Source organism: Microbacterium sp. Mcb102, from assembly GCF_024519805.1.
Lineage (GTDB): Bacteria > Actinomycetota > Actinomycetes > Actinomycetales > Microbacteriaceae > Microbacterium.
In genome coordinates this window covers 350,901-367,424 of the sequence record NZ_JALJRG010000003.1, presented here as the reverse complement: position 1 = coordinate 367,424, position 16,524 = coordinate 350,901, and the positions used below count along the sequence as shown (strand labels likewise).

Below are 16,524 nucleotides of genomic sequence, written 5' to 3'. Positions count from 1 at the left end.
CGTCGACATCGTCAGCCCTTGACCGCGCCGGTCAGTCCGCCGACGATGCGGCGCTCGAAGAGGCTGAAGAAGATCAGGGCGGGGATCATCGACAGCGAGGTGAAGGCGAGGACCTTCGCGGTGTCGACCGAGTACTGCGACGCGAACGACTGCACGCCCAGCGGGAGGGTGAAAGCCGCCGCATCGTTGAGCACGAACAGCGGGAGGAGGTATCCGTTCCAGCTGCCGATGAACGCGAGGATGCCGGTGGTGATCACACCGGGGATCGAGAGGGGCAGCACCATGCGCCAGAAGAACCCGATCCGGCTGCATCCGTCGATGAATGCCGCCTCCTGGATCTCGTCGGGGATCGCGCGCAGGAACGGGACCAGGATGATGATCGTCGTCGGCAGGGCGAAGGCGATCTGCGGCAGGATGACCCCGCCGAGCGAGTTCATCAGCCCGAGGCTGCGCACCACGATGTATAGCGGGGTGATCGCGACCGTCAGCGGGAACATGAGCCCTGCGGCGAAGAACGCGTAGAGCACTCCGCGGCCGGCGAACCGGTAGCGGGCGAGCACGTACGCGGCCATCAGCCCCAGCGCGACGACGCCGATCGTGGTGGCGAGGGCGACGATGGTGGAGTTGAGCACCTGCCGCCAGAACACGCCACCGGTGATGACGTCGAAGTAGTTGGAGAACACCCACGGCTGCGGCATCCCCGACGGGTCGGTCGTGATCTGCGCGTTCGTGCGGAATCCGCCGATGATGATGTACGCGATCGGGGCGAGCATGAGCCCGACGACGATCAGCGCGACGAAGTAGACGGTCGGGTTGGCCCAGGGCGGCCGCGGACGCGGAGTGCGTTCGGGGTGCCCGGCGCGTCCGGGTCGCTGGGTGACGAGTACCGAGGTGGCGGTCATCGCGTCGTCCTCTTCTTCCGTGCAGGGGCGCCGGTGAGGGCGCCGTCCGTGTCGCGACGCAGCACCGCGCGCTGGTAGATCAGTGCGACGACGAGCGAGATCAGGAACAGGACGACCGCGACCGCGTTGCCGTACCCGAAGTTGCCGGCGTTGCGCCCCTCGGAGACCATGTAGGTCGCCATGGTCGAGGTGCCGGCGGTGGAGGCGATGTACTGCCCCCAGATGATGTAGACCAGGTCGAACAGCTGCAGCGAGCCGATGATCGACAGGAACGCCCAGATGCGCAGGGTCGGCGCGAGCAGCGGCAGCGTGATGCGCCACTGGATCTGCCAGTAGGAGGCGCCGTCGATCGAGGCCGCCTCGTGCAGCTCCTCCGGAATGCCCTGCAGCCCCGCGAGGAACAGGATCACCGCGAACCCGACGTACTTCCAGGTGATGATCACCATCAGCGTCCAGATCGCGATGTCCGGGTTCGAGAGCCAGTCGTTCGCGAGGAACCCGAGGCCCATCTTCTCCAGCAGGTCGTTGAACGCGCCGCTGGTCTGCAGCATCAGGCTCCAGCCCGTGCCCACCACGACCTCGGAGATCACGTAGGGGATGAAGATCAGCACGCGGATCAGCGACTGGCCGCGCATCCGCCGGTTGAGCAGGAGCGCGAGGAGGATCGCCGCCGGTCCCTGCAGGATGAGCGAGAACACGAGGATGAACCCGTTGTGGGCCAGCGCATCGTGGAACAGCGGATCCTGCAGGATCGTCAGATAGTTCTTCAGCCCGACGAAGTCGGTGGGCGGGCCGTAGCCCTGCCAGCTGAAGAAGCCGTAGTAGCCCGCCATCAGCACCGGGAAGATGACGAAGGCGAGGAAGACCAGGAGGGCGGGCCCGGCCAGAAGGATCACTTCCAGCCGGGCGGCCGCCTTATGCCTTGGCTGCGGCATCCTGGACGGCCTTGACGATGTCCTCCGGGGTTCCTTGACCGGCGAGCATGTTGACCACGGCGACGTTGAGCGCGTTGCCCACGTTCTGTCCGTAGACCGTGTCGAGCCACTGCGTCGCGTACGGCGCCGCGTTGTAGGCCGCGAGGATGTCCTTGAGGTACTGCTCGGTCACGGCCTCCTGCGCCACGGTGTTGACCGGCGGGGCGTTGAACGCCTTGTAGTAGGCGGTCTGCACGTCGGACGTGCCGAGGTAGTTGAGGAAGTCGACGCAGGCGTCGGGCGCATCCACCGAGCACGAGTATCCGTCGACGCCGCCCATCATCGAGCCTGCCTCACCGTCGCCGCCCTCGACCTCGGGGAACGGGAACCACGACAGGTCGGGCAGCGGCTTCTGGTCGGGCGTGAGCGATCCGATGACGCCGGGGTTCCACGCGCCCATGAGCTCCATGCCGGCCTGGTGGTTGGCGATGAGACCGGCCGAGCTGCCCGCGCCCTGCTGGGCGGTGGTGGTGAGGAAGCCGGAGTTGAACGGCTCGGTGGCCGCGAACGCCTGAAGGTCTTCGCCCGCACGCACCCAGCAGTCGTCGTCGAAGTTCATCTCGTCGGCGGCCTTCGCGAGCGTCTCGGCACTGCACTCGCGCAGCGCCAGCCAGTAGTACCAGTGGGCGGCGGGCCAGGCGTCCTTCGCGCCGAGGGCGACCGGGTCGATGCCGGCGGCCTTGAGCTTCTCGGTCGCGGCCTCGAGCTCGTCCATCGTGGTGGGGTTCTCGGTGATGCCGGCCTCGTCGAACAGGTCCTGGCTGTAGAAGAGTCCGCCGGGGAGCACGGCCACCGGCATCGCGTAGATCTTGTCGTCCAGGCTGCTGGCCGAGTAGGCGGCGTCGGAGATCTCCTCCGCAGCACCACCGGTGATCGAGTCGGTCAGGTCCTTGAGCTGGCCGGCCTTGACCATCGCCGCCATCTTGCCGCCGCCGCGCTGCAGGAAGATGTCGGGAGCATCGCCGGAGTTGAGCGCGGTCTGGAGCTTGCCGTCGAGGTCTTCGTTCTGGATCGACTGGATCTCGATCGTGACCCCGGGGTTCTCCTTCTCGAAGTCGGCGACGGTCTGCTCCCAGAACTCGACGCCGGGTCCGGTGGTGGAGTTGTGCCAGAGCGTCATGGCGGCGTCGCCACCACCTCCGCCGTCGGGGGTGCTGGCCGTGCACCCGCTGAGTGCGAGAGTTCCGACGGCGGCTATCGCGGCCGCGGAGATCAAGGAACGCCGTGTGCTGTTCATGTGATGGTTCTCCTCATCGAGAGTTGCGCCGCGTCTCTGCAGGCGCCGCGGCATCAGGGGGTGTGACCGCGTCGCGTTGCAGTCTGCTGTCGTTCGTGAGGACCGTCAAACGTTTTCGAAAACAGTTTCCATCCGGGCGGCTTCCCCGGATACGCTGGGCGACCATGAGCGGGAGAACCACGATCCACGACGTCGCGAAGGCCGCCGGCGTCTCGGTGTCGACCGTGTCGAAGGCGGTGAACGGACGCTACGGGATAGCGGATGCGACGGTCCGGCGCGTGCTCGATGTGGTGCAGGAACTGGGCTACGAATCGAGCCTGGTGGCGAGCAGCATGCGGGCTAGACGCACGGGCGTGATCGGGGTGCTCCTGGCCGACTTCGAGCCGTTCAGCGCCGAGATCCTCAAGGGCGTCGGCGCGGCCGTGCACGACACCGCCTTCGACCTGCTGGCGTACAGCGGTTCGCGGCACGGGCAGGGCGAAGGGTGGGAGCGGCGGTCACTCAGCCGGCTCTCCGGCACCCTCATCGACGCCGCGATCATGGTCACCCCCACGGTCGTCGGAGCGTCGACCGAGATCCCCGTCGTCGCGATCGACCCGCACACCGGCCGCGCCGACCTGCCGACCGTCGAGTCGGACAGCTTCGGCGGCGCGCTGACGGCGACCCGGCACCTGCTCGACCTCGGGCACCGCCGCATCAGCTTCCTGGGCGGGCGCCCCGATCTGCGATCCGCGGGTCTGCGCGATGCCGGGTATCGACGCGCGCTGAGCGACGCCGGCATCCCGGTCGATCCCGATCTGATCCGCTCCGGTCGCTACGAGCTCGAGGCCACGCGGGATTCGGCGCGGATCCTGCTAGCCGGGCCTTCGCGGCCCACGGCCGTGTTCGCCGCGAACGACCTCTCGGCCATCGCCGTGATCGAGGTCGCGCACGAGCTCGGGCTCCGGGTGCCGGAAGACCTCTCGGTGGTGGGGTTCGACGACGTGCCGGAGGCCTCCCGCCGCGCCCTGCCTCTCACCACGATCCAGCAGCCGATGCGACGCCTGGGGTCGGTGGCGGCCGAGATGGTCTTCGCCCTCCTCGCCGGGCAGCCCGTCGAGGAGATGCACGTCACGCTGCCCACCAGACTGGTCGTGCGGGCGACCACCGCCGCGATCGGAAACGAGTAAGAGAAGACCCGTCAGCGAAGACGAGTACGAGAAGGGGTACGGACACATGACCACTGCGAGAACAGCTGTCGCACTGGCCCTGCACGAGGCCGCCGAAGCCAATGGATTCAGCGGGGTGATCCGCGTCGACCGTCCCGGCGAAGAACCGTTCGCCCGCGGGTACGGGCTCGCGGACCGCGCCCACGGCCTGCCGATGGCGGCGGAGAGCCGGTGCGGCGTCGCCAGCATCGCGAAGGGTTTCACCGCGGTCACGATCGGAGCGCTCGTCGATGACGGGACGCTCGCGCTCGACGACCTGGTGAGGCCCTTCCTCGGCGACGATCTCCCGCTCGTCGACGACGCCGTCACGGTCGAGCACCTGCTGTCCCACACGTCGGGCATCGGCGACTACATCGACGAGTCGAGCGGTTCGATCACCGACTACGTGATCGACCGCCCCCTGCATGAGCTCGACAACACCGAGGCGTTCGTGCCGGTGCTCGACGGCCGGCCGCAGGTGAGCGCGCCGGGCTCGCGATTCGCCTACTGCAACAGCGGTTTCGTGCTGCTGGCGCTGGTGGCGGAGCGCGCGTCGAAGACGCCGTTCCACGAGCTCGTCCAGGAGCGCGTCTTCGCTCCCGCCGGGATGGCGTCGAGCGGATATCCCCGCACCGACGACATGCCGGGGGATCTCGCTCTCGGGTACCTGGGCGACACCGACGACCGCACGAACGTGCTCCACCTGCCGGTGCGCGGGAGCGGAGACGGCGGCGCGGCCACGACGGCCGCCGATCTGCACGCGTTCTGGACGGCGCTGTTCGATCACCGGATCGTGAGCGCGCAGATGCTGGCCGTGCTCACCGAACCGCTGAACGAGGTCGAGGACGAGAACATGCGCTACGCGCGGGGCTTCTGGCGCGGATGGGAATCGGGCACCGTGATCCTCGAGGGGTACGACGCCGGAGTCTCGGCGCGCACCTGGCACGACCCCGAATCGAGCGTGACGGGGACCGTCATCGCGAACGCCTCGGACGGCGCCTGGCCGGTCCTGGAGGCCGTCGACTGGCCCTGAGAGTGGTTGCCCTGAGCGCCGTGATCGCGTGCGTCCCGGCGGGCTCGGCGACCGCGAGGTCGCCGAGCCCGCCGGACGTCTCAGGCCCGAGCGACGTCGAGCTCGATCACCGACCACGACAGCGGCGGCAGTGTCGCACGAACGGCGCCGTCGACGACCTCGGCAGCCCCGAGCGGCACCATGTGCACGCTGTCGGGGGCGGTCTCGAGGTTCGAAGTGTGGCGATCGCCACCCTCCGGGATCGTCAGGGTCTCGGCGTTCACGACGCGCAGGTCGCCGAGCCCGTGCAGGTCGATCGTCAGATCGCTCGACTCGTCGAGGGAGCGGTTCGCGACGAACACGGCCACCCGACCGGTCGCCTCGTCCCAGGTCGCCGCCGCGTCGACAGCGTCGACCCCGCCGTAGCGCTTCGTCTCGATCTGCGGAGCCGACACCGCGAGGCGCAGGATGCGGCCCTTCGCCAGCCGCGCCATCCGCTCGAACGGCCAGAAGCTCGTCTGCCGCCAGGCCGGACCGTTCTCCTCCGAGCGGATCGGGGCGATCACGTTCACGAGCTGCGCCTGGTTGGCGATCTTCACGCGGTCACCGTGCCGCAGCAGGCTGTTGAGCAGGGTGCCGACCACGACGGCATCCGTCACCGAGTAGGTGTCTTCGATGAGTCGCGGATGCTGGCGCCACCCGGCCTTCTCGATCTCCTTCGCCTCGATGTCGTTGTACTTCACCTGGTCCCACACGTTCCACTCGTCGAACGAGATGTCGATCTGCTTCGTGTGCTTGCCGGACGCCTTGACCGCGTCGATCGTGGCGATGACACCCTCGATGAACGCGTCCATGTCGACGGACTCGGCGAGGAACGACTCGGCGTCGCCGTCGTGCTCCTGGTAGTACGCGTGCATCGAGATGAAGTCGACCTCGTCGTAGGCGTGGGTGAGCACCGTGTGCTCCCAGGTGCCGAACGTCGGCATCGTCCGCCCCGACGAGCCGACCGCGACGAGCTCGATCGAGGGGTCGACCAGGCGCATCGCCTTGGCGGACTCCTGGGCGAGCCGCCCGTACTCGGTCGCGGTCTTGCCGCCGATCTGCCAGGGGCCGTCGAGCTCGTTGCCCAGGCACCACAGCTTGATGTCGAAGGGCTGCTCCGCACCGTTCTTGCGGCGCAGGTCCGACCAGTACGTGCCGCCGGGGTGGTTCGCGTACTCGACGAGTGCCCGCGCCTCCTCGACGCCGCGGGTGCCGAGGTTGACGGCCTCCATCACCTCGACGTCCGCCTCCTTCGCCCAGTCCATGAACTCGTGCAGGCCGAACGCGTTCGTCTCGATCGTGTGCCAGGCGCCGTCGATGCGCACCGGGCGGTCCTCGACCGCGCCGACGCCGTCTTCCCAGCGGTAGCCGGAGACGAAGTTGCCTCCCGGGTATCGGACCACGGTCGGTCCCATCTCCTTCACCAGGGCCAGCACGTCCTGCCGGAAGCCGCGCTCGTCGGCCTCCGGGTGGCCCGGCTCGTAGATGCCGGTGTAGACGCAGCGACCCATGTGCTCGACGAACGACCCGAAGAGCCTCCGGGGGACGTCGGCGATCGTGAAGTCGCGGTCGATGGTGATGCGGGCCTGAGACATTGCTCTCCTTGGTTCTGGCTCTCGAGCCGGGTGGGGGACTACTGACCGCCGAAGCCGCTGGTCGCGACTCCCTTGACGATCTGCTTCTGGAAGATCATGAACACGATGATCAGCGGCAGCGCCGCGAGCACGGCCTGCGCCATCACCTGGGCGTACTGCACGCCGTAGGCGCTGATCACGGTCTGCAGTCCGACCGGCAGCGTCATCAGCGTCGTGTCGTTGATGACGAGGAACGGCCAGAGGAAGTTGTTCCACGCGCTGATGAACACGAAGATCGCGACCGAGGCCATGATCGGACGGGAGAGCGGCAGCACGATCGACCAGAAGATCCGGAACCGTCCGGCGCCGTCGACTCGTGCCGCGTCTTCCAGCTCGATCGGGATGGCGTCGAAGAACCGCTTCAGGATGAACACCATCGCAGGCGCCACGACCTGCGGCAGGATCAGACCCCAGTAGGTGTCGACCATGTTGAAGGCGAGCATCTCGTAGAACAGGGGGATGATCAGCACCTGCGGCGGCACGACGATCGAGGCGATGATCACCACGAACAGCCACTTGCGACCCGTGAAGTCCAGACGTGAGAAGGCGTAGGCCGCCAGCGCCGAGATCGCCAGGGTGATCACGGTGATCGCCACGGAGGTGAGCAGGCTGTTCAGCGCCCAGGTGTACACGTTGCCCTGCGAGAGGATCGCCGTGAACGCGTCGATCGTGGGGCCGCTCGCGCCGATCCAGCCGGGATCGCCGGAGGCGGCATCCGTCTCGGTCTTGAACGCGGTCGCGACCGCCCAGAGGAACGGCAGGAGCCAGCCGACCGCGAGGAGCAGCAGCACGACGAATGCGGTGATGCGGAGCGGTCCGAACGGCTTCTGACCGGGCAGGTGCGAACGGCGGGCACGACGCGACGATGCCGTCGTGATCGTCTCGGTGGCGGTGGATGCGGTGGGGGATGCGAGGGGGGATGCGGTGGCGGTGGACATCAGAACTGCTCCTTCCGGCGGCGCGTGATCAGGGCCTGCGCGACGCCGAGGATGACGATGAGGGCGAAGAAGACGTAGGAGATGGCGGCCGAGTAGCCGAACCGGTAGCTGACGAAACCGGCCTCGTAGATGTACTGCACGATCGAGCGGGTGGTGTCGCTCGCGACCCCGCCGAGCATCTGGTACGCCTGGTCGAACAGCTTGAGTGAGGCGAGGATCTGCAGGATCAGGATGAGCACCGTCGCCGGTCCCAGCTGCGGGAGCGTGATGGACCAGAACTGGCGCCAGGCGCCGGCGCCGTCGAGGGAAGCGGCCTCGTACTGCTGCGGTGGGATGTTCTGCATGGCCGCGAGGTAGAGCAGGAAGTTGAAGCCGACCGTCCACCACACGGTGGCGATGACGATCGACAGCATGTTGGTCTCGGGGTTCTGCAGCCACGCGAGCGGCTCGAGGCCGAAGAACTCCAGGATGTTGTTTGCCGCGCCCACCTGGGGGTTGAAGATCCAGACCCAGATCTGCGAGATCACGGTGGAGGCGAGCAGGAACGGCATGAAGAACGACAGGCGCCACAGCCACTGGCCGGGGATGCCGCGGTCGACGAGGGCCGCCATCGCGAGGGCGATCACGACGAGGGGCACCGTGGAGAGCAGCGTGAACCAGACGGTGTTGCCCATCGACTGCCACATCTTCGGATCGACGAACGCCTCGGCGTAGTTGGCGAATCCGATGAACGAGCCGCCGGCCCCGGTGAGGGACTGGTCGGTGAAGCTGAGGATGAATCCGTGGATGATCGGCCAGACCAGGAACAGGGCGAAGGCCACGAGGAACGGTGCGAGGAAGACCCAGCTGATGAGCTGCTCGCGGTTGCGGGAGCCGGCGCGGCGTCCGCGCGGGGTGGTGCGGGACCCGGTGACGATCGTGCGGGTGGAGTCGGTGGCGGAGGTCATGATCCGAACGTCCCTTCGGGGTCTGCCGGGTTCGGCTGTCGGAGCAGGGTGTTCACCCGTGCCTCGAAGCGGTCGATCGCGGCCGCCGGGTCGTCGCCCGAGAGCAGCACGTTCTGCACGGCGGCACCGAACTCGGCCTGGAAGTTGGAGCCCGACCCGGTGAACCACGCGGTCGGGTCGTACACGACGTGCTGTGCCGCCTCGGCGTAGTTCGCCTGGGGGATGAGGTCGGCGTACTCGGGGGATTCGGTCACGGGGAGGAACGCGGGGATGTGGCCGGCCTCGGCCCAGCCGAAGGAATTCTTCAGCATGTCGGCGACGAACTCGTAGGTGAGATCGCGGCGCACGGGGTCGGCACTGGACTGGTGCGGGAGGACGAAGGAGTGCGAGTCGGCGTAGACAGCCGGGGTGCCGTAGAGCGTCGGGATCATGGTCGCGTCGAACGGGATGCCGGCGGCCTGCATGGTGCGCAGCTCCCAGACTCCGGTGAAGAGCATGCCGCTCTTGCCGGTGGCGAACTCGGCGATGGCGCTGCCGTAGTCGTTCTGGGCGGCCGCGATCTCGCCATCGAGCAAGGTCTGCATGAGCGTGAGCGATTCGACCGCGACGTCTTTGTCGATCACGGCCGGCCCGCCGGCGGGCAGCTCCATGGCGCCGCCGTGCTGCGAGTAGAAGGTGTAGAACAGGCGCCACATCTGCGCGCCGTCGCCGAGGTAGCCGTACGAGAGGGCGTGTCCGGATGCGGTGCCGCTCACGGTGCGCAGCTGCTCGAGGAACTCCTCGGGCGAGCTCGTCTCCTGCAGCTTCCCGTCGGAGTCGAGGACGCCGGCGGCATCGCACACGTCGGTGTTGAACATCATCACGAAGGGGTGGGCGTCGAGTGCGACGCTGTACATGTCGTCACCCACGAAGCCCTTCTCCCAGATCGGCTTCGGGAAGGTCGAGCTGTCGACGCCGAGCTCGGCGAGACGGTCGAGGTCCCAGGCGTCGAGTAGGCCGCCGGGCGCCCAGCCGACCGTGCGCGTCGCGTGCATGATCGCCACGTCGGGGGCGCGGCCGCCGGCGCCCGCCATCGCGAGCTTCGTGTAATACGGGGTGCCCCAGGCGAGCACGGTCGGGCGGATGCGGAACGCGGACTGCGCGCCGTTGACCTGATCTAGCAGTGACGACATCGTCACGCCGTCGCCGCCGGAGAGCAGGTGCCAGAACTGCAGCGTCTGCGGGCCGGAGCCGGGGGTCGTGCCGGGCGCGCAACCGGCGAGCAGTGCCGTGCCGGCGGCGAGCGAGGCGGCGGTGAGGAACTGCCGGCGGGACAGATCGAGTGGGGGTGTCATCGTCACTCCTTCGTGACTGTGCGGGGGACGCCTCATCATTACATCGATGTAATCGACGGCGCAAGCATCAGATCGAGACCCAGGAGTGGCGGATGTCAGGGGCGGTAACCGCGCGGGCGCCCCTGCGTGCTCGCGCGCTCCAGCAGGTGATGCGAGAGGGTGAGGGCGCGCGGGGGAGCGGCCCGGTCGTCCATGCGCGATTCGAGCAGACCGAGCGCCGCGATCGCGAACGCCCGCCGATCGAACGCCACCGAGGTCAGGGCCGGGGAGGTGTACCGCGAGAACTCGACGTCGTCGAAGCCGGTCACGATCACGTCGTCGGGCACGCGGATGCCGTTGTCGTGCAGCGTGTGCAGCGCCCCGAGCGCGAGCGAATCCGTGAACGCGACGATCGCGTCGAAGGACACGCGACGGTCGAGCAGCATGCGCACGGCCTCCGCCCCACCGCCCATCGACCACGGGAGGCGGTTGATCTCGAGAGCGGGATCCCGGGGGATGCCCGCTTCGCGCAGCGCATCGTGCACCCCCTCGAGGCGCAGGCGGCTGGTGGCGGTGGCGATCGCCGGATCGTCGTCGGCGCCGACCACCGCGACACGGGTCGCGCCGCGGGAGAGCACGTGACGCGTGGCATCGGCCGCGGCCTGCCTGCTGTCGATGCGCACGTGGTCGGCGCGGTTCTGCTCGACCTCGCCGATCACCACCAGCGGCGGCAGGCGGTCGGCGTACTTCAGCACGCTGTCCTCGAGGCGGATCGGGTTGAGGATGAGGCCGTCCACCAGGTGCGCCCGTGCGCGGGAGACGAGTTCCTTCTCGCGCTCGGGCTCGGATGCCGTCTCCTCGATCTGCACGGCGAGACCTCGCTCATGGGCGGCCTCGACGATGCGGTGCACGAGCTCGGCCGAGAATGCGGTGGCGAGGTCGGGGAGGGCGACGGCGATGATCCCGGAGCGTCCCTTGCGCAGCCCCCTGGCGCTGAGGTTGGGCACGAAGTCGAGCTGCGCCATCGCCGACTCGACCTTGGCCCGTGTGCTGTCGTTGACGGGAACCGTGCCGGTGACCACGTTCGAGACGGTCTTCGTCGACACCCCGGCGAGGGCCGCGACGTCCTTCATCGTGGCGCGGGGCGGCGGCTGCGCTGTCATCCGGTCAGCCTAGCGTCGAGGCCGGGAGCGGGCCCAGTACATCGATGTAGTCGGCGCCGCCCTGGCTATCATGGCGCCATGACCACCGAACGCAACTGGGCAGGCAACCTCACCTACCGGGCCTCGACGATCGCGCACCCGGAGACGGTCGACGAGCTCGGTGCTCTGCTCGCCCAGGGCGGATCGGTGCGCTTCCTCGGGTCGCGGCACTGCTTCAACGACATCGCCGACACCGACGGTGTGCTCATCGCGCTCGACTGTCTGCCCGCGGTGTTCGAGGTGAACACGAACCGCACGGCCGTGAAGGTCGCAGGCGCCGCCCGCTACGGCGACATCGCGCCGCTGCTCGAGGCCGAGGGGCTCGCGCTCGCCAACCTCGCCTCGCTGCCGCACATCTCGATCGCCGGTGCGGTCGCCACCGGGACGCACGGTTCGGGTGACGCGATCGGCTCGCTCGCGAGCGCGGTCCGGGGCCTGACGATTCTCACGCCCTCAGGCGAGACGCGCACGCTCGAGCGCGGCGACGCCGACTTCGACGGTGCGGTCGTGAGCCTCGGCGCGCTCGGCGCCGTGCTCGACGTGACGCTCGACGTCGAGCCGACCTACGAGGTCGCCCAGCACGTGTTCGAGCGGCCGGACTGGGACGCCGTGCTCGCCGACTTCGACGACGTGACTTCCATCGGCACCAGCGTGAGCCTGTTCTCGACCTGGGAGCGCACCGACTTCGTCGACCAGATCTGGGTCAAGCAGCGGCAGCCCGAGGCGCGCGAGGCCGCGCGGGAGTCGCTGTTCGAGAAGCTCGGCGCGGTGCCGGCGGTGAGCAAGCGGCATCCGATCCTCGGCGTCGACCCGGTCGCGTGCACCGAGCAGCTCGGGGTCGCCGGGCCGTGGTTCGAGCGGCTGGCGCACTTCAAGCTCGAGTTCACGCCGTCGGCCGGCGCCGAGATCCAGAGCGAGTACCTCGTGCCCCGGGCGGATGCGGTCGCCGCGATCCAGGCCGTGCGCACGCTCGCCGGGCAGATCGCGCCGCTGCTGCTCGTGAACGAGATCCGCACCGTGTGCGCGGACGACCTGTGGCTCAGCTCGTCGTACGGGGCGGATGCCGTCGGCCTGCACTTCACCTGGAAGCCCGACGAGGCCGCGGTTCGCGCCCTGCTCCCGACGATCGAGGCTGCGCTGCCCGAGTCCGCCCGCCCGCACTGGGGCAAGGTGTTCACGCTCGACGGTGCCGAGACGCGCTCGCGGTACTCGCGATGGGACGACTTCGCCGCGCTCGCCGTCCGCTACGACCCCGAGCGCCGCCTGGTGAACCCGTACCTGGAGCGCCTCGGGTTGTAGCGGGAGCCGTTGCACCCCCTGGGTTGTTCTCGGTAACATTCACCGGAGCAGCCGACGGAGGTGCGCATGGTGAACGTCGGCTCGGACAAGCCCAACATCCGGCAGGTCGCGACGATCGCCGGGGTCTCGCACATGACCGTCTCGCGGGTGCTGAACGACCACCCGAACATCAAGCCCGACACGCGGCGGCGTGTGCTCGAGGCCATCGAAGAGCTCGACTACCGCCCGAACCTCGTCGCCAGGGCGCTGGCAACCCAGCGCACGCAGCGCATCGGCGTGATCGTCGAGAGCGCGGTGGCGTACGGCCCCACGAGCATCCTGCGCGCGGTGGAGATGTCGTCGCGCGCGGCCGGCTACTCGGTCACGCCGATTGCGCTCCATGAAGGTGACACGCTCACCCCGCAGGAGGCGGTGGACCACCTCGTCACGCAGGGCGTCGATGCCCTCTGCGTGATCGCTCCGCGCTCGTCGTCCGTGGCCGCGCTGCGAAGGATCGCGATCAACGTGCCGATGCTCGTCGTCAAGGCCGATGCGGACCCGACGTTCCTCACGGTGTCGATCGACCAGCACGCCGGGACGACGCTCGTGGTCGATCACCTTGTCGCGCTCGGACACCGCGACATCCTGCACATCTCCGGACCGCTGGACTGGCTGGACGCGCGCGCCAGGGAGCGGGCCTTCCACTCCCGGGCCAAGTCCTGGGGCATCCGCGAGCGGCCGATCGTGGTGGGGGACTGGTCCGCCGACTTCGCCTATGACTTCGCGGGGGGGCTGCAGCGGCTCCCCGACTACACGGCGGTCTTCGCGGCCAACGACGACATGGCCATCGGACTCATCCACGGCCTGCACGACAGGGGCTTCGATGTGCCGAACGACATCAGCGTCGTCGGCTTCGACGACGTGCCGCTCGCTCGCCACTTCGTTCCGCCCCTCACGACCGTCCGCCAGGATTTCGGTGCACTGGGCATCGCCGTCGTGGAGATGCTCCGTGCCGCGATCGAGGGGCGCGAGATCCCGGCGCTGACCCGCATCCCGACGGAGCTGGTGCCGCGCGCCTCGTCGGCCGCCCCGCGGGAGGGGCGGTGAGCGCCGAGCCCACCCCGGAGCCGCTCGTCCGGCTGCAGGGGATCACGGTCGAGTTCCCGGGGGCGCGGGCGCTCGACGATGTCGACTTCCGGCTCTTCCCCGGCGAGGTGCATGCCGTGATGGGAGAGAACGCGGCCGGCAAGTCGACCCTGGTCTCGGTGCTGACGGGCACGCGCGCCCCCGATGCCGGAGCCGTCTTCGTCGACGGTGAACCGCGCCGGTTCGGTGGTGTCGCCGACAGTCGTGCCGCCGGCATCGCCACGGTGTTCCAGGAGACGCAGCTGGCCCCGAATCTCAGCGTCGCCGAGAACGTCATGCTGGGCCGCGAGCGTCGCGGGTACTTCGGCATCGACTGGAAGCGCACGCGAGCGGATGCCGCGGGTGCCCTGGCGCGATTGGGGCTCGACGACCTCGATCCGAAGACACCGCTGTCGATGCTGACGCCGGCGCAGAAGCAGCTCGTCGCCTTGGCCCGCGCCGTCGTGGACGACCCGAGGGTCCTGGTCCTCGACGAGCCGACCTCGAGCCTCGACCAGGAGGAGGTCGCCACGCTCATGCGGGTGATCCGCGGTCTGCGGGAGCGCGGGGTGGCCATCCTCTTCATCACGCACTTCCTCGAGCAGGCCTTCGCGATCAGTGACCGGATGACGGTGCTGCGCGGTGGTCGGCGGATCGGCGAGTATGCCACGCGGGACCTCGAGCGGGCGGACCTCATCTCGAAGATGCTCGGCAAGGACCTCGACGGGCTGCGGGCACTCGGCTCGGAACGCAAGGCGCATCACTACGCCTCGGACGGAGAGCCCGCGATGCGCGCCACGGACGTCGGGCGGCGGGGCGAGTTCGAACGGACCGACTTCGAGGTGCAGCGGGGCGAGATCGTCGGTCTGGCCGGCCTCCGCGGATCCGGACGCTCGGAGCTCGCGGCACTCCTCAGCGGCACGACGCGGACCGATAGCGGCGAACTGTGGGTGGACGGCGAACGCGTGGAACTGCGCAGTCCGTCGGCCGCGCTGCGCCATCGCATCGCGCTGTCGGCCGAGAGCAGACGCACGCAGGGCATCATCGGTGATCTGACCGCCCGGGAGAACATGATCCTGTCGCTGCAGGCGCTGCGCGGCTGGGCGCGGCCGCTGTCGGCGGCCGAGGAGGCGGCGATCGTCGACACCTATGTCGAGGCGCTGCATCTGTCTCCCGCCGACCTCGACAGACCGGTCAAGCTGCTCTCCGGGGGGACGCAGCAGAAGGTGCTGCTGGCGCGCGCGCTCGCCGTGCGCCCGCACGTGCTCATCCTCGACGAGCCGACGCGGGGGATCGACATCGCGGCCAAGCTCGACGTGCAGCGCCGGATCAGTCAGCTCGCGGGCGACGGGGTGGCCGTGGTCTTCATCTCCTCGGAACTGGAGGAGGTCGTGCGCCTGAGCGACCGCATCATCGTGCTGAAAGACCGCGAGAAGATCGGCGAACTCAGTAACGGGCCGGGTGTCACGGTCGACACTGTGGTGGAGATGATCGCCGCGGATCCCGGTCCTGACGCGGAATTGTGATCGGTAACAGAACCTCGCCGCTGGAACATTCCTGATTTTTGGAACAATCCTTGTGTTCCAGAAATTGTTCCCGGTAACATCGCCGCAGGATAGGCAGTGCCGCTGTCCTGCACTCACGCACGGGACCACGTCAGGTCCACCATTGCCGGGCTGACTACCGGCATCTCAAGGAGGAGAACATGTCCGCGAAGAAGCGCATCCGCATCGCGCTCGGTCTGGTCGCAGCCGGCGCACTCACCATCGGCCTTGCCGCCTGCTCGTCCGGAGGAACCGACGGAGAAGCCGGCGGCGATGGCGGCTCCGACGAGCTGACCACGGTCGGTTTCGTCGCCGTCGGCCCCGAAGGCGCGTGGCGCGAGGCCAACGAGCAGAACATCCAGGACACCTTCACGGAGGACGCCGGATACGAGCTCAAGTACGCCCCCGCCACCAACCTCGACCAGAAGTCGCAGATCGACGCGTTCACGTCGTTCGTCGACGAGGGTGTCGACGTGATCCTGCTGTCGGCGACCGAGGCCTCGGGCTGGGAGGACTCCCTCAAGCGAGCGCAGGAGGCCGAGATCCCGGTGATCCTGCTCGACCGTGGCATCGAGCCCGACGACGACAGCCTCTACGTCACCCGCATCGCCCCCGACAACGTCGAGGTCGCGAAGGAGGTCGGCACGTGGGCGGCCGCCACCTTCCCCGATGGCGGCAACTACGTCGTGCTCGAGGGTCCGGCCGGCGTCGGCGTCGTGAACGAGCGCAACGAGGGCTTCGACGAGGGCCTCGGTGACGCCGCGCTGACGAAGCTCGACGCGCAGACCGCGAACTGGTCGGCCGAAGAAGGCAAGAGCGTCTTCGAGACGATGCTCAAGTCGGCGAACAACGACATCCAGCTCGTGTTCGCACAGAACGACGAGATGGGCCTCGGTGCCGCGCAGGCGGCCGAAGAAGCCGGCCTCGTCGTCGGCGAAGACGTGAAGATCGCCACGATCGACGGCACCAAGAACGCCATGCAGGCGCTCGCCGACGGTCAGCTCAGCTACGTGCACGAGTACAACCCGCTGTTCGGCGAGACCGCGATGGAGGTCGTCGAGAAGGCGCTCGCCGGTGACGAGGTCGAGTCGTACATCGTCGTCCCGAGCGAGGCGTTCGACTCCGCCGAAGCCGCGCAGGCCGTGCTGGCCGACCGCAAGTACTGAACCCGACGCCGGAGTGATCCGGC

At 68.7% G+C, this 16,524-nt stretch carries 14 protein-coding genes; 6 read left to right on the top strand and 8 right to left on the bottom strand.

Annotated features, from left to right (window positions below):
- Positions 1–11: 11 nt before the first annotated feature.
- From OC372_RS10645 to OC372_RS10635, 3 genes are read right to left on the bottom strand one after another with little or no spacing between them, the layout of a single operon-like run.
- Entirely contained in the window at positions 12–902 is an 891-nt protein-coding gene (locus tag OC372_RS10645; protein WP_262001954.1) for a carbohydrate ABC transporter permease, read from the bottom strand.
- Positions 899–1,837 carry a carbohydrate ABC transporter permease gene (locus OC372_RS10640; RefSeq protein WP_051662406.1) on the bottom strand — a complete coding sequence of 313 codons (939 nt, stop codon included), beginning with the start codon at positions 1,835–1,837 and terminating at the stop codon, positions 899–901. The genes OC372_RS10645 and OC372_RS10640 overlap by 4 nt, the downstream gene beginning before the upstream one ends.
- Entirely contained in the window at positions 1,818–3,113 is a 1,296-nt protein-coding gene (locus OC372_RS10635) for an extracellular solute-binding protein (RefSeq protein WP_262001952.1), read from the bottom strand. Before OC372_RS10635 ends, OC372_RS10640 begins: the two co-directional genes overlap by 20 nt.
- A gap of 164 nt (positions 3,114–3,277) precedes the next feature.
- Here OC372_RS10635 and OC372_RS10630 point away from each other — a divergent pair, with 164 nt between their 5' ends.
- A complete protein-coding gene (locus OC372_RS10630) occupies positions 3,278–4,282 on the top strand; it encodes a LacI family DNA-binding transcriptional regulator (protein WP_105711682.1) in 1,005 nt (334 codons plus the stop codon).
- Between the two features lie 46 nt (positions 4,283–4,328).
- Positions 4,329–5,333, top strand: coding sequence for a serine hydrolase domain-containing protein (locus OC372_RS10625; RefSeq protein ID WP_105711681.1), 1,005 nt, complete (start codon positions 4,329–4,331; stop codon positions 5,331–5,333).
- Positions 5,334–5,413: 80 nt separating this feature from the next.
- On the opposite strand, the gene OC372_RS10620 is transcribed toward OC372_RS10625, so the two are convergent.
- The 5 genes from OC372_RS10620 to OC372_RS10600 form a co-directional block, all read right to left on the bottom strand.
- On the bottom strand, positions 5,414–6,949 hold the full coding sequence (locus OC372_RS10620) for an alpha-N-arabinofuranosidase (protein WP_262001950.1): 1,536 nt from the start codon (positions 6,947–6,949) through the stop codon (positions 5,414–5,416).
- A 38-nt stretch (positions 6,950–6,987) separates the two neighbouring features.
- Positions 6,988–7,926 (bottom strand): carbohydrate ABC transporter permease, encoded by a 939-nt coding sequence (locus OC372_RS10615; RefSeq protein ID WP_262001948.1) that lies wholly within the window; start codon positions 7,924–7,926, stop codon positions 6,988–6,990.
- Complete coding sequence (locus tag OC372_RS10610; RefSeq protein ID WP_029264409.1) at positions 7,926–8,873, bottom strand: carbohydrate ABC transporter permease; 948 nt, start codon at positions 8,871–8,873, stop codon at positions 7,926–7,928. The genes OC372_RS10615 and OC372_RS10610 overlap by 1 nt, the downstream gene beginning before the upstream one ends.
- Positions 8,870–10,207, bottom strand: a complete 1,338-nt coding sequence (locus tag OC372_RS10605) for a substrate-binding domain-containing protein (RefSeq protein ID WP_262001946.1) — start codon at positions 10,205–10,207, stop codon at positions 8,870–8,872. The genes OC372_RS10610 and OC372_RS10605 overlap by 4 nt, the downstream gene beginning before the upstream one ends.
- A 95-nt stretch (positions 10,208–10,302) precedes the next feature.
- Entirely contained in the window at positions 10,303–11,349 is a 1,047-nt protein-coding gene (locus tag OC372_RS10600; protein WP_105711677.1) for a LacI family DNA-binding transcriptional regulator, read from the bottom strand.
- A gap of 78 nt (positions 11,350–11,427) precedes the next feature.
- Between OC372_RS10600 and OC372_RS10595 the strand changes: the two genes are divergently transcribed.
- From OC372_RS10595 to OC372_RS10580, 4 genes are all read left to right on the top strand, one after another.
- The gene (locus tag OC372_RS10595; protein ID WP_262001944.1) at positions 11,428–12,687 is read left to right on the top strand and encodes a D-arabinono-1,4-lactone oxidase; all 1,260 of its coding nucleotides are present in this window, start codon (positions 11,428–11,430) and stop codon (positions 12,685–12,687) included.
- Between the two features lie 66 nt (positions 12,688–12,753).
- Positions 12,754–13,773 carry a LacI family DNA-binding transcriptional regulator gene (locus OC372_RS10590; RefSeq protein ID WP_262001942.1) on the top strand — a complete coding sequence of 340 codons (1,020 nt, stop codon included), beginning with the start codon at positions 12,754–12,756 and terminating at the stop codon, positions 13,771–13,773.
- Positions 13,770–15,317 (top strand): sugar ABC transporter ATP-binding protein, encoded by a 1,548-nt coding sequence (locus OC372_RS10585; RefSeq protein WP_262001940.1) that lies wholly within the window; start codon positions 13,770–13,772, stop codon positions 15,315–15,317. The genes OC372_RS10590 and OC372_RS10585 overlap by 4 nt, the downstream gene beginning before the upstream one ends.
- Positions 15,318–15,496: 179 nt before the next feature.
- Positions 15,497–16,501, top strand: coding sequence for a substrate-binding domain-containing protein (locus OC372_RS10580; protein ID WP_105711673.1), 1,005 nt, complete (start codon positions 15,497–15,499; stop codon positions 16,499–16,501).
- Positions 16,502–16,524 lie beyond the last annotated feature (23 nt).